The sequence below is a fragment of the Otoolea muris genome, from assembly GCF_943193115.1.
GTDB classification, from domain to species: Bacteria; Bacillota; Clostridia; order Lachnospirales; family Lachnospiraceae; genus Otoolea; species Otoolea muris.
In genome coordinates, this window is record NZ_CALPCY010000038.1 from 12,476 (window position 1) to 25,052 (window position 12,577).

Consider the following 12,577-nt stretch of genomic DNA (forward strand, 5'->3'; position numbering starts at 1 on the left):
TCTATGAATTCTGAAGATACCGGTACGCCTCCGCATAAATCCCGGCAGGTTCAACAGCCGTCATTTACGAAACGCCGTACCGGCAATGGTTATCAGTGAAATCTGTAATACGCCTCATTCCATCTAAGCTCATTGCGGAACTGACGGATCGTGGTGTCCTTATCAATATATACCGCCTCAATTCCCATGCACGCCGCCCAGTCGCCCATCTGCTCCGCAGTCAAATCGTACGAGAACGCCGTGTGGTGCGCGCCGCCCGCGTAGATCCATGCCGCCGCGCCGACCTCCAGAGACGGCTCGGGCGTCCAGAACGCAGTTGCCACCGGAAGCTTGGGCATCGGCTTCTCAGCCTTTTTCACATCCACATCATTGATAATCAGGCGGAAACGATCGCCCAGATCGATCAGGGACGTCGCCACGCCGTGTCCCTCTTTTGCGGTAAATACAAGCCTTGCCGGATCCTCCCTGTCTCCCATGGAAAGCGGGCGCTCCTTAATGGAAATCTTCCCGTCCGCTATCGTGGGGCAGACCTCCAGCATGTGAGCCTGCAGGATCCCCTCGCGTCCCTTTACAAGGTTGTAGGTGTAATCCTCAAAGAAGGTGGTTCCCTTCGCATCCTTCGTGTTCGCGGCCATGATCTTCATCAGGCGCACCATGGCCGCCGTCTTCCAGTCTCCCTCAGCGCCAAAGCCATAGCCCTTTTCCATCAGGCGCTGGATCGCCAGTCCCGGAAGCTGCTTTAAGCCGCCCAGATCCCCGAAATGGGTAACAATCGCCTGATAATTCTTCTCCTCCAGGAAGCGCTCAAAGCCCAGCTCGATCTGCGCCTGCACCGCCGCATGAGCCCTGAACTCCTTCTCGTCCCTTCCCTCCAGAAGAATCTCATATTTATCATAATACTCCTCAACCAGAGCATTCGTGTCCGCCTCGGAAACCGCGTTCACCGCCTCCACAATCTCATTCACCGGATACGCGTCAATCTCCCAGCCAAACTTGATCTGCGCCTCAACCTTGTCCCCGTCCGTCACAGCCACATTTCTCATATTGTCCGCCACACGCATCACGCGGATATGAGAAGACTCCATCACACCCACAGCGGTGCGCATCCACGAAGCAAGCTGCCCCTGCACGCCCTCATCCGCCCAGTGGCCGACAATCACCTTTCTCTCAATTCCCATGCGGCTCACAATATGCCCATACTCCCTGCCGCCATGCGCAGACTGGTTCTCATTCATAAAATCCATGTCAATCGCGTCGTAGGGAATCTCACGGTTAAACTGCGTATGTAAATGGCACAGCGGCTTCCTGTACTCCTGAAGCCCCAGAATCCAGCTCTTGGCCGGTGAAAACGTATGCATCCATGTAATCACGCCCGCGCATTCCGGATCCTGGTTCGCCTCGTTGAACGTCCGGCGGATCACCTCGTTCGTAATCAGAGTCGGCTTCCATACTACCTCGAACGGAAAAGCGCCGCTCTTGTTCAGCTCCTCAACAATGATTCTGGAATGCTCCGCTACGTGCTCCAGGCACTCATCCCCATAGAGATCCTGAGAGCCGGTGCAGAACCAGAACTTGTAATTTTTTCCTGTCTGAAGCATAATATTTTCCTCCTTCACCTTAAAGGTATTATAGATCAAATGATAGTTGATTGCAAATGCGGGTGTGGTTGTCACGGCGTTTTTTTGTTGGCTGGGGGCTGTCGTGAAGGGGCCGCCCTGGCACAGTGTCTGTCGTGAGGGGGCCGCCCGGAACAGAGTATCTATCCAACGGAACCGCGCTTTCGCTCAGTGAAAAGCGCAGCGGACACTAAGCTCGAAAAGACCTCGCTAAGTGCCGGCGGTTTTCAATGGGTTCCTTATGGATAGATACTTTGTTCCGGGCTACGTTACTGACAGGCTGGAGGGGAGCGTGCTTTGCCATATTTTTACCAGAAAAGAGCCCCCTGTTAAACCGCCGGAAAACTCTAAGCCATTTGTCTGGCCCTCTCACGATCCCCGGCCATCACAGCCAATAACGTAAAACTATTTCTTCTTCTTGATCATAGCCAGCACCGACTGCAGCACAATAAAGAAGCAGAGCAGCGCCGCGATCGTAATCCGCGTCCACCAGGAGGACAGGGTTCCCTGGAAGGTGATAAACGCCTCAATGGTGGCCTTTATAAGCACCCCGAACAGGGTTCCTATCACATTCCCGACGCCGCCTGTCAGGAGCGTGCCGCCGATAACGGACGACGCGATGGCGTCCATCTCAAAGCCCTTGGCCTGCTCTACGAAGCCGCCCAGTGTGTTCAGGCAGAAGAGGATGCTTCCGACGCCGCACAGGAAACCGTCGAGTATGTATGCTTTGAGTTTTACTTTCCTGACGTTTAAGCCGAGCATCAGGGCGGACTGCTCGTTGCCGCCTACAGCGTAGATGCTGCGCCCGAATTTCGTGTATTTCAGCATGATGAAAACTGCGATCAGGATTAACAGGGCGATGATGACGGTTGGATAGATGTAGGGGTAAATCATCACGCCTTTTTTGTTTAAGCGGCCGCCGAAGGGAAGGTATACCTTGGCTTTGGCCCATGCCATGAAGGTTACGTTGGTGATGCTGATCATGTCCTTGGAGATGATGGCTGTCATGCCGCGGGCGAAGAACATGCCTGCCAGCGTTACGATAAAGGGCTGGATGTCCATATAGGCTACCAGGAAGCCCTGCACCAGGCCGAATATGATGCCTGTTGCGAGTACGATTAAGACTGCGGGAACTGCGCCCACGCCGCCTTTTTCCATCATCCAGGCAAGCATCATGCAGCCCATGGCCACGAAGGAGCCGACGCTGATGTCAATGCCGCCTGTGATCATGACTACCGTCATGCCTGCGCCGATCACGATGAGGCCGGCGTTGGATATGAACAGATTTAAGAAGTTCTGTGTCTTGGCAAACCCCTGATCATTAAACAGGATACAGCCGATCCCGTACATGGCGAAGAACAGCACAATGGTAATCAGGAGCAGAAAGCTGGTCTGGTTTAATTTCGTTTTACTTTTCATTTATGCCGCCTCCTTTACTTTCTTCTGTGCCAGGGATTTTCTCCATCTTGCGAATCCCGGAGACTGCAGCGCTACGATGATAACTACCACGACAGCCTTGTATACGGGCACCTGGTCAGAGGATACGTGCATCGCGTAGAGCGTGGTGGTCAGGGCCTGAATGGTGTAAGCGCCGATCACGGAGCCCGCGATGGAGAATTTGCCGCCGCCTAAGGAGTTGCCGCCGATGGCTACCGCGAGGATGGCGTCCAGCTCCATGTTGAGGCCGATGTTATTGGCATCCGCGGAGTAGATACGGCTGGATGCGATCAGGCCCGAAAGGCCGGAGCAGAAGCCGCAGTAGGCGTAGGTCAGGAAAATGATCATGATGGCCTTGATGCCCATGAGGCTCGATGACTTTTTGTTGATTCCGACGGACTGGATGTACATGCCCAGCGCCGTCTTTTTGAGCAGGAGCGCGGTCGCGGCGACCACGATCACAGCCACGATAAACGGGGTGGGAACCGGGATTCCCGGAATGGAAGCGCCCAGGGTGCGGTAGCTGTCCACGCGCACATAGGTAATCTGGCCGTCTGTAATAAGCTGTGCGATACCGCGTCCGGCGGTAAACATGATCAGTGTGGCAACCATTGGCTGGATATTCAGCTTTGCAACTAAAAATCCGTTGAAGCAGCCGATCAGGATACCGACGATGATCGCTGCGATAAAGCCCAGGATCAGCGGGCTTGCATAGACCGTGGCCGCCCGCTCGCCGCCGGTTAAGATGTTGCAGCAGACCGCGGCGCTGACCGCCATGATCGCGCCCACGGAGATGTCGGTTCCGGCCGAGGAGGAAACCACCAGCGTCATGCCGACCGCCAGGATCACCAGCTCAGAAGCGCGGTTGATAATATCAATAATGTAGCCGTAAAGCATTCCGTCTCTCACTTCAATGGCAAAGAAGTTCGGCGTCGTAACGATGTTTACTAAAAGCACCAGGGCGAGACAGAACACAGGCAGGAATAACCGCTGTGACGTTATATTTTTCAATGATTCATTCTTCATATTACTGTCCTCCTGCAATGGTTGACATGATCGTGGACTGGTTCATTTCCGCGCCGCTCAGCTCTCCGACCTTGGCCCCGTCGCGCATAACCACCATGCGGTCGCAGGTACGCAGCATTTCCTCTACCTCGGATGAAATGAACACAACCGCCATGCCCTCTTTGGCCAGCTTTACCACCAGCTTCTGGATCTCTGTCTTGGTTCCCACGTCGATACCGCGCGTCGGCTCGTCAAGAATCAGGAAATCCGGATTGGTAAGGAGCCATCTGCCGATGATCACCTTCTGCTGGTTGCCGCCGGATAAGGACTTGATGGGCGTTTCGCGGCTGGCTGTCTTAATCTGCAGCATCTCAATATATTTATCCGTAAATTCCTCCTGCTGCTTCCGGCTGAGCAGGTGGAACATGCCTCTCTTGGCCTGCAGCGCCATGATCAGGTTCTCCCTCACGGACAGGTCTGCGATGATGCCCTCATTCTTTCTGTCCTCAGGCAGGTAGGCCATGCCCTCATTCATGGAATTAATGGGGTGCTTGGGGGATAAGTGTTTTCCCTTTACATACAGCTCGCCCTCGTCGGTCTTTTCCGCGCCGTACAGCACCCGCACCGTCTCCGAACGGCCGGATCCCAGAAGGCCGGTAAAGCCGATGACCTCGCCCTTGTGAATCACCAGATCAAAGGGCTTTATATAGCCTTTCTTTCCGAGCCCCACGGCCTTGATCACGATATCCTCGTCGCTGTGGGCCGGCTGTTCCCCGCCGTCCTGCTTGATGGCGGCCAGATCGTCGAAATCCTTGCCCATCATCTTGGCCACAAGCTGTACCCGGGGAAGCTCTTCTGTGGTGAACTGTCCCACCAGCGTCCCGTTTCTGAGAACCGTGATCTTGTCGCATACTGCGTATACCTGCTCCAGGAAGTGCGTCACGAAGATGATGCCCACGCCCTGGGATTTGAGCCTTGTCATCAGCTTGAAAAGCTTCTCCACCTCGCTGTCGTCCAGGGAGGAGGTCGGTTCGTCGAGTATCAGCACCTTGGCTGACATATCAACCGCGCGGGCGATAGCAATCATCTGCTGAATCGCGATGGAGTAATTATCAATCGTCTTTGTCACATCTGCATTGATGTCAAGGTCGCCCAGCAAATCCGCGGCCCTTTTATTCATGGTCTTCCAGTCAATGAGACCTCCTTTTCTCGGCTCCCTGCCGATAAAGAGATTCTCCGCAACACTCAAGTTGGGGCAGAGGTTGATCTCCTGATACACGGTGCTGATGCCATGGTTCTGCGCATCCTGCGGGCTTCGGTTGATGATCGTCTGAGCGTATCCGTCGATGTGGATTTCTCCGGTCTCAAACTCCTCGACCCCTGTCAGGACCTTAATCAGCGTGGATTTGCCTGCGCCGTTTTCGCCCATCAGAGCGTGTATTTCCCCCTTTTTGAGAGTAAAATCAACATTCTGCAGAGCTTTTACACCCGGGAATGTTTTATAAATGTGCCTCATCTCCAGAACAGAATCCTTCTCCATAAAAGCTTTGCCTCCTTTTCATGGCACAAAAAGGAGACGCCAAGGGGGGAAACTAAAGCCTCCGGCCCTGCGCCTCCTGATTCATCAAATCACTATTGGCATTTTACCTTGCTTATGTAATATATATTAGTATGCTCTTTCTGCTAAAATGCTCTCCAGATCCATGCTTGTATCAAAGTATGCCTCGTCTACGTACTGAACCTTATCAACCGTCTCGCCAGCCTCAAGCTTCTGGATGATCTCAGCTACGCGCGGTCCGTGAAGCGGGTTGCACTCAAAGGTTGCGTTTAAGTCGCCGGCGATCATGGACTCAAATGCCGCCTTTACGGAGTCGAAGCTAACTACGATGATGTCGCCTTCCGGTCCGCAGGTCTTGCCGGCAGCCTTGATAGCGTCGATAGCGCCGAACGCCTCGTTGTCGTTCTCGCAGATAACCACGTCGATGTCGTCATAGCTCTTTAAGAAGGACTCCATAACCTCCTGGCCCTTTGCCTGTGTGAACTCACCGGACTGCATGTCAAGCATCTTCCAGTTGGGGTGCTCTGCCAGCTTGTTGGCCATGCCCTCTGTACGTCCTACCTGTGCGGAAGCGCCGATGGTTCCCTGGATGGTCACCATGTTGATCTCCTCTTCGCCGCGTCCCTGAGCCTCTAAATACTCAGCCAGCCAGTCGCCGCAGGTTTCGCCTTCCAGTACGAAGTTTCCGCCAACCCATGCCTCATATAAGCTGTCGTCGGATAACTGCATCTGACGGTCGGAAAGAATAACCGGGATACCGGCCTCCTTTGCCTCCTCCAGAACGGTCTCCCAGCCTGTCTCAACAACGGGAGCCACTACAATGTAGTCAACCTCCTGCTGGATAAAGGAACGGATTGCCTTGATCTGGTTCTCCTGCTTCTGCTGTGCATCATCAAAAATCAGCTTGTAGCCGTTTTCTTCTGTAAAGGTGGATTTGAAGGACTCTGTGTTCGCCGTTCTCCAGTCAGACTCTGCGCCAACCTGCGCATAGCCAACGGTGATAAGATCACCTGAAGCCGCATCTGCCGCTGCGGGCTCCTCTCCCTTCTCCTCTTCCTCTTCCGCTGCCGGAGCTGCTGTATCAGCCGGAGCCTCTTCCTTTGCCGCCTCTGTGGCCGGAGCCTCAGCCGGCGCGCTGGAACCGCCGCCGCATGCCGTCATGGATGCTGCCATTGCTGCTACGAGCGCTACGGATACTAATTTTTTTCTCATACTTTTCTCCTCCTTATGAAGTATGTTTGTTTTGTAAGGACATTATAACCGATCTTTGATGTTTTGGCTATGGAGCATCTTTGGAAAAAGGTATAATTTTTTTTACCCTTTTCCCCTGTTTTTGTCCTTTTTCGCCAATACAGGAGGAAAAATTTGTGATTTTTTTAGAAAAGTTTATGATTTTTTACGATCCGCATCCGGATCGCCTGCCAGGAAAACTCGGATGCAGGTTCCCACGCCTCTCTCGGACTCCGCCGTGATCTCAGAGCCGGGCCCATAATACATCCGGATCCGCTGGGCCACATTTTTTAAACCAAAGCCTCCCTTTTTCGGGGCTTCAACGCCGCCTCCCATGCCCACCAGCTTATTCTGCAGAGCCCTTAAAGCCCGGCCGTCCATCCCGATCCCGTTGTCCTGTATCTCAAATGCAACCCCTTCCCCGTCTTCATAGCCGCGGATAACAATGCGTCCTCCGCCCCGCTTATTTTTAATTCCGTGGTACAGCGCATTTTCCACAATGGGCTGGAGGATCATTTTCAGGACGATCCGTTCCCGGAGCGCGGGCTCTATGCTGATCTCGTAGTCCAGAATATCCTCATAGCGGATTTTCTGGATCTTTAAATAGCTGCGGATGTGCGTTTCTTCCTCTCCGATAGTGATAAAATCCTTGCCCCCGGACAGAACCGTGCGGAAAAAATCGCTCAGATCCGTGGTCATCTCCACCACCTGCCGGTTATTCCCTCCCTCTGCCATCCACACAATGGAATCCAGCGTATTGTACAGAAAATGAGGGTTGATCTGCTCCTGATGGAGCTTTAACTCCGCCTCGCGCAGGTTTTTCTGCTCCTGTCTTGTTTTCTCCATCAGATCCGTGATTTCATCGCTCATCTTATTAAAAGCCCTGGCCAGGTCGTTGATCTCCTCCAGGCTGCACAGGCCGGCCCTGGCCTCAAATTCCCCGCAGCCCAGACGCTGAGCCGTCCTCTGCAGGTCGTGAATCGGGTTGGTTACGGAACGGGTGATCGTGGCGGAAAGTACCGATCCCCCTAACAGCACAAATCCTAAGAGGGCCATGAACCAGCCTATCATCTGGCGGGTATGGATTTCCAGCTCCTTCTGGAGCTGTTCCATATTCATCATCTCATAATACGTATACTGTGTGATGTAATCCTGAATCATGGAGCACAGGCCCTGGATGTCATTCTCCCAGATAGACGCATTCTCCTCATATGTCCCGGGCTTGCTGGAATTCCCAATCATGCGGCTGACCGCCTTTTCCAGCGAATCGAGACAGGATAGAATACCCCTGATTTTGATGTCCCCGTCCGACCCGGGCTTGCGTTTAATAGCGCGGCCAAACGCATACCGCGCGGAATGGATCAGGCTCAAAGGGTTCTTCACCACCGTCGCATACTGTGTTTCTCCTTCCACGATATCCCCGCTGTCAAATTTCGATGCGTCAATCAGGCCGATCATTACACGGTACATAGAATATTCCATTTCTTCTTTAAAAGTAATGTTGTATTCATTGGCTGTCTTTAAGTTCTCCATAATCCCATTGTATGAAGCCGAATAATCCCGTATCATTACGATAATCATCAGTATCATGCCAATGAGGGGAATCGCCGTCGCAAAAAGGAGCAGGGACAGCCGCATCTTTAAGGTCAGGCGGCGGATCCCTTTGCGCTCCCCAAAATCCCTCTGTATCTGCGAATTCTGATTCATGTGTTCATCCATCCCTGTCTTAGCTCTCCCCGGCCTTATAATCCTTGGGCGACTGGCCCATGATTTTCTTGAAGGTGGCGCTGAAATAGTGCGGATCATTGTATCCCACGCTCTCCCCGATCTCCGCGGTCCGCAGGTTCGTGCATTTCAGAAGCTCGCAAGCCTTGTCAATCCTGACTTTTGTTAAATATTCCACAAACGACTGCCCCATCTCCTGTTTAAAAATCGAGCTGAAATAGCTGGGGCTGACTCCGATATGGGCGGAAATCATATTCAGCGAGAAATCACTCCTTGCAAAGTGCTCTGCAATATAAGCCCTGGCCTCCCGTATCAGATTGCCGTAACGGTCGTTTGAACATTTATCCCGCGCGCTCAGCGCGAAATGGAACAGCGCCTTTAAATAAGCCACCGTTGTCTCCACGCCCCCGATCACTTTGGGGATCTCCTTGATATCCCTCAGCGTCTCCGGAATCTCATCCGTCTCAACCTTCAGGGACTTGAGGAATTCCTGGACGCAGTAAAAGATATCGACGGTCATATACTGCCTGAGCAGAAGCGATTTGTAATTGTGCTCCCCCACCGCCGCGAAATATTCGTCAATGAACGGGCCGCATTCCTCCACAGATCCCAGCTTTAAAAAGTCCTCAATCAGCTTCCGGTCCACGCCGCTGTAATCCGTCTTGTCCAGAAACTCCGTATATTTTTCATAGCTGACAAAATACCGCTCCAGAAGCCTTGTCCGCTCCCGCTCCTCGCGGATCGTCTCCGCCACCCGTTTCAAGGCGTCCACCAGGCTGGCTGACGTGATGGGCTTTAGCAGATAATCACTGATCCCGATCTTGATGGCTTCCTTGGCATAATCAAATTCATTATAGCCGCTCAGAATTATAATTTTGATATTCGGAAGCGATTTCTTGACCAGCCGGCTCAGCTCCAGCCCGTCCATAAAGGGCATCTTGACGTCTGTCAGGAGAATATCCGGCTCTGTCTTTAATATCAGGGGATAAGCGTATTCACCGTCGCCGGCCTCGCCCACGAATTCCAGCCCGTTTGCCTCCCAGTCAATGCTGTCGCGTATTCCCCGCCGGATGATGGCCTCATCCTCTGCCAAAAATATTTTTATCACAGCGTATCCCTCCCCTTTTCCTCTGCGCAGATCTATGCATAAAAAACCGGAGCCTGGCCTCATCCGCCGAACTCCGGTTTTATGGTTCAATTGCTGTAACAGTTCAGGTTATCTGAACCGCTGCCAATCATTTGCGTTTCTCACAACGGCTTCCAGAACTTCTGACAGCCGCGTGATTGATTCTATCGCATCCTGATTCTCAGCCAACCGTCCCGTGCTCTCCGTTCCGGTTAGTTCATCAGCCTGCCTACATTAAGCTTTACGCCCGGCCCCATGGTGGAGGTCAGGGTCACGCTCTTTAAGTAAGCGCCCTTAACGGCGGCCGGCTTTGCTTTCAGGATTGCATCCATAAGCGTCTGGAAGTTGTCCGCTAACTGCTCCTCTGTGAAAGAAGCTTTACCCACTGGCACGTGAATAATATTTGTCTTATCAAGCCTGTACTCAATCTTACCGGCCTTGATATCGTTGATCGCCTTGGTTACATCCATGGTTACGGTGCCTGCCTTGGGGTTCGGCATTAAGCCTTTGGGTCCGAGGATACGGCCCAGACGTCCCACAACGCCCATCATGTCCGGCGTGGCTACCACAACATCGAAGTCCAGCCAGCCCTCATTCTGGATTCTCGGGATCAGCTCCTCAGCGCCTACATAGTCCGCGCCGGCAGCCTGAGCCTCGTCCGCCTTTGCCCCCTTGGCAAATACAAGGATACGAACCGTCTTACCTGTTCCGTGCGGCAGTACAACCGCGCCGCGGATCTGCTGATCCGCATGGCGTCCGTCGCATCCGGTTCTGATATGGGCCTCAACAGTCTCATCAAATTTAGCTACAGCGGCCTTCTTTACAATAGAGATGGCCTCCGCAGTGTCATAAAGATTCATGCGGTCTACTAACTTAGCAGCCTCTGCGTATCTTTTTCCTCTTTTCATTTCTAACATAACCTCCTAGTGGTATTGTCGGGAATTCCCTCCCACGTGATCGTCCTGATCCGAAGAACGTCTCTTACTCAACAGTGATACCCATACTTCTTGCCGTGCCTGCGATCATGCTCATGGCAGCCTCAAGGCTGGCGGCATTTAAGTCCGGCATCTTTAACTCAGCGATCTTCTGGAGCTCTTCTTTGGAAATAGAAGCTACCTTTGTCTTATTCGGAACCGCGGAGCCGGATTTAATCTTGCATGCCTTCTTTAACAGAACGGCGGCCGGAGGAGTCTTGGTGATAAAGCTGAAGCTTCTGTCCGCATATACGGTAATCACAACCGGGATAACCAGATCGCCCTGATCCGCTGTCCTCGCATTAAACTCCTTTGTAAACTGTACGATATTCACGCCGTGCTGGCCCAGAGCCGGGCCGACTGGCGGAGCCGGTGTTGCCTTGCCTGCAGGAATCTGTAATTTGATATAGCCTGTTACTTTCTTTGCCATCGTTTGGCACCTCCTAATAAAATGTGGTAATTGCGGGGATGTTTTGCCGCTGTCCGAACAAATCAGACTCACAGCAGCCTTTTTCCCTCCCACGGCCTTTATAAAAAGGCTGTCTTACATCTTCTTTACATCTGTGAAGTTTAATTCAACCGGCGTTTCGCGGCCGAACATTTCTACATTAATAGTCAGGGTCTGCCTGGGCTCATTGATGGAGGTAACGGCGCCGACCGTATCCTTCCACGCCCCTGCGGTAACGCTGATCATATCGCCGACCTCAAAGCTGGCTGCCGTTATGGCCGCCCTGAAACCGAGATTGTTCATCTCCTCTTCAGTCAGCGGAACCGGCTTGGAGCCCGGACCGACAAAGCCTGTTACACCTCGGGTGTTCCGCACGACATACCATGTATCGTCGTTCATGACCATGTTGATCAGCACATATCCGGGAAACATCTTTTTGGCAACCAGCTTGTTCGCCCCGTTTTTAAGCTCCTGGACATCCTGCATCGGCACAGACACCTCCAGTATCTGATCCTGAAGCTTACGGTTCTCGATGGTCTTCTCAATATCGACCTTGACCTTATTCTCATAGCCGGAATACGTATGCACTACATACCAATTTGCTTCTGACATATTCTCTCCCCTGCCCCTTTTTACATTACAAAGTGCAGCCCGAACACGATCACCGTGTCCAGCGCCGCAATGATCAGTCCCAGAGCAACGGAAACAGCGATTACGGCTCCCGTCTGCTTCATGACCGTCTCCCTGTCAGGCCAGATGATCTTTCTGTACTCAGCCTTTAAGCCTTTCCAAAAGCTCTGTTTCGGAGCTTTTTTGGTATTTTCTGTATCGCCCATTACTGTCCTCCAAAGTCTTTACGCGGATGCCCGGCTTTTCGTCCGATCCGTAACGTTACTTCGTCTCCTTGTGCAGCGTGTGTGTTCTGCAGAACTTGCAGTATTTTTTGGTTTCCATTCTGTCAGGATGAGTCTTCTTATCCTTGGTCATGTTGTAATTGCGCTGTTTGCATTCCGTACATGCCAGTGTGATTCTTGTGCGCACGACTTCCACCTCCATCTGATTCTTTGTTCATTTGCAGTCTTTTCTCATGGCTATGAAAACGGCTGTTGGGGGCTGTTTTTGAGCATAAAAAAAAGACCTTTCTTCTTCCATTCGCCCGTATACTATACCATAGATTGGGGGATTCGTCAATGTTTTTTTCGTGAGGCGGGTGGGATAATGCTGGCCGGAGAGAGTTGTGAGCGGGCCGCCAGCGTCAGGTTCCATATCCAACGGAACCCCGCTCCCGCTCGGAGAAAAGCGCAGCGGACGCTAAGCTCGAAAAGACCTCGCTAAGCGCCGGCGGTTTTCTACGGGTTCCTTATGGATATGGAACCTGACGCTGGCTACGTTACTGGAAGGCTGTGAATTATATGTATTCAGATGTGTCTTCATCAAAATTATATTGTCGAATTATGG

Annotated in this window: 12 protein-coding genes; all 12 read right to left on the reverse strand. The window is 52.5% G+C overall.

Going from position 1 to position 12,577, the window contains the following annotated elements; all coding sequences use genetic code 11:
- Positions 1 to 92: 92 nt before the first annotated feature.
- The 12 genes from araA to rpmG all read right to left on the reverse strand — a co-directional run bounded on the left by araA (position 93) and on the right by rpmG (position 12,175).
- Positions 93 to 1,598, reverse strand: a complete 1,506-nt coding sequence (araA, locus tag NFS31_RS18610; RefSeq protein ID WP_251498469.1) for an L-arabinose isomerase — start codon at positions 1,596 to 1,598, stop codon at positions 93 to 95.
- Positions 1,599 to 2,021: 423 nt separating this feature from the next.
- Complete coding sequence (locus NFS31_RS18615) at positions 2,022 to 3,035, reverse strand: ABC transporter permease subunit (RefSeq protein WP_251498472.1); 1,014 nt, start codon at positions 3,033 to 3,035, stop codon at positions 2,022 to 2,024.
- Entirely contained in the window at positions 3,036 to 4,079 is a 1,044-nt protein-coding gene (locus tag NFS31_RS18620; protein WP_160225859.1) for an ABC transporter permease, read from the reverse strand.
- Position 4,080: 1 nt separating this feature from the next.
- Positions 4,081 to 5,598 (reverse strand): sugar ABC transporter ATP-binding protein, encoded by a 1,518-nt coding sequence (locus NFS31_RS18625; protein WP_251498475.1) that lies wholly within the window; start codon positions 5,596 to 5,598, stop codon positions 4,081 to 4,083.
- A 126-nt stretch (positions 5,599 to 5,724) separates the two neighbouring features.
- Positions 5,725 to 6,828 carry an ABC transporter substrate-binding protein gene (locus NFS31_RS18630; protein ID WP_251498478.1) on the reverse strand — a complete coding sequence of 368 codons (1,104 nt, stop codon included), beginning with the start codon at positions 6,826 to 6,828 and terminating at the stop codon, positions 5,725 to 5,727.
- 174 nt (positions 6,829 to 7,002) lie between these two features.
- Entirely contained in the window at positions 7,003 to 8,565 is a 1,563-nt protein-coding gene (locus NFS31_RS18635) for a sensor histidine kinase (protein WP_251498481.1), read from the reverse strand.
- A gap of 7 nt (positions 8,566 to 8,572) precedes the next feature.
- A complete protein-coding gene (locus NFS31_RS18640) occupies positions 8,573 to 9,679 on the reverse strand; it encodes a response regulator transcription factor (protein WP_251498484.1) in 1,107 nt (368 codons plus the stop codon).
- Between the two features lie 230 nt (positions 9,680 to 9,909).
- The gene (gene rplA, locus NFS31_RS18645; RefSeq protein ID WP_251498487.1) at positions 9,910 to 10,605 is read right to left on the reverse strand and encodes a 50S ribosomal protein L1; all 696 of its coding nucleotides are present in this window, start codon (positions 10,603 to 10,605) and stop codon (positions 9,910 to 9,912) included.
- Positions 10,606 to 10,678: 73 nt separating this feature from the next.
- A complete protein-coding gene (rplK, locus tag NFS31_RS18650) occupies positions 10,679 to 11,101 on the reverse strand; it encodes a 50S ribosomal protein L11 (protein WP_160225865.1) in 423 nt (140 codons plus the stop codon).
- A gap of 114 nt (positions 11,102 to 11,215) precedes the next feature.
- The gene (gene nusG / locus NFS31_RS18655; protein WP_251498490.1) at positions 11,216 to 11,731 is read right to left on the reverse strand and encodes a transcription termination/antitermination protein NusG; all 516 of its coding nucleotides are present in this window, start codon (positions 11,729 to 11,731) and stop codon (positions 11,216 to 11,218) included.
- A gap of 20 nt (positions 11,732 to 11,751) precedes the next feature.
- Complete coding sequence (secE, locus tag NFS31_RS18660) at positions 11,752 to 11,955, reverse strand: preprotein translocase subunit SecE (protein ID WP_160225867.1); 204 nt, start codon at positions 11,953 to 11,955, stop codon at positions 11,752 to 11,754.
- A gap of 55 nt (positions 11,956 to 12,010) precedes the next feature.
- Positions 12,011 to 12,175, reverse strand: a complete 165-nt coding sequence (rpmG, locus tag NFS31_RS18665) for a 50S ribosomal protein L33 (RefSeq protein ID WP_275563909.1) — start codon at positions 12,173 to 12,175, stop codon at positions 12,011 to 12,013.
- Between the last annotated feature and the right edge of the window lie 402 nt (positions 12,176 to 12,577).

What these genes read in the sequence shown, in the direction of transcription:
- rplK (WP_160225865.1), bottom strand. Translation starts at nt 11,101, where the DNA reads ATGGCAAAGAAAGTAACAGGCTATATCAAATTACAGATTCCTGCAGGC.
- NFS31_RS18625 (WP_251498475.1), bottom strand. Translation starts at nt 5,598, where the DNA reads ATGGAGAAGGATTCTGTTCTGGAGATGAGGCACATTTATAAAACATTC.
- rpmG (WP_275563909.1), bottom strand. Translation starts at nt 12,175, where the DNA reads ATGGAGGTGGAAGTCGTGCGCACAAGAATCACACTGGCATGTACGGAA.
- rplA (WP_251498487.1), bottom strand. Translation starts at nt 10,605, where the DNA reads ATGAAAAGAGGAAAAAGATACGCAGAGGCTGCTAAGTTAGTAGACCGC.
- araA (WP_251498469.1), bottom strand. Translation starts at nt 1,598, where the DNA reads ATGCTTCAGACAGGAAAAAATTACAAGTTCTGGTTCTGCACCGGCTCT.
- secE (WP_160225867.1), bottom strand. Translation starts at nt 11,955, where the DNA reads ATGGGCGATACAGAAAATACCAAAAAAGCTCCGAAACAGAGCTTTTGG.
- NFS31_RS18635 (WP_251498481.1), bottom strand. Translation starts at nt 8,565, where the DNA reads ATGGATGAACACATGAATCAGAATTCGCAGATACAGAGGGATTTTGGG.
- NFS31_RS18615 (WP_251498472.1), bottom strand. Translation starts at nt 3,035, where the DNA reads ATGAAAAGTAAAACGAAATTAAACCAGACCAGCTTTCTGCTCCTGATT.
- NFS31_RS18630 (WP_251498478.1), bottom strand. Translation starts at nt 6,828, where the DNA reads ATGAGAAAAAAATTAGTATCCGTAGCGCTCGTAGCAGCAATGGCAGCA.
- NFS31_RS18620 (WP_160225859.1), bottom strand. Translation starts at nt 4,079, where the DNA reads ATGAAGAATGAATCATTGAAAAATATAACGTCACAGCGGTTATTCCTG.
- nusG (WP_251498490.1), bottom strand. Translation starts at nt 11,731, where the DNA reads ATGTCAGAAGCAAATTGGTATGTAGTGCATACGTATTCCGGCTATGAG.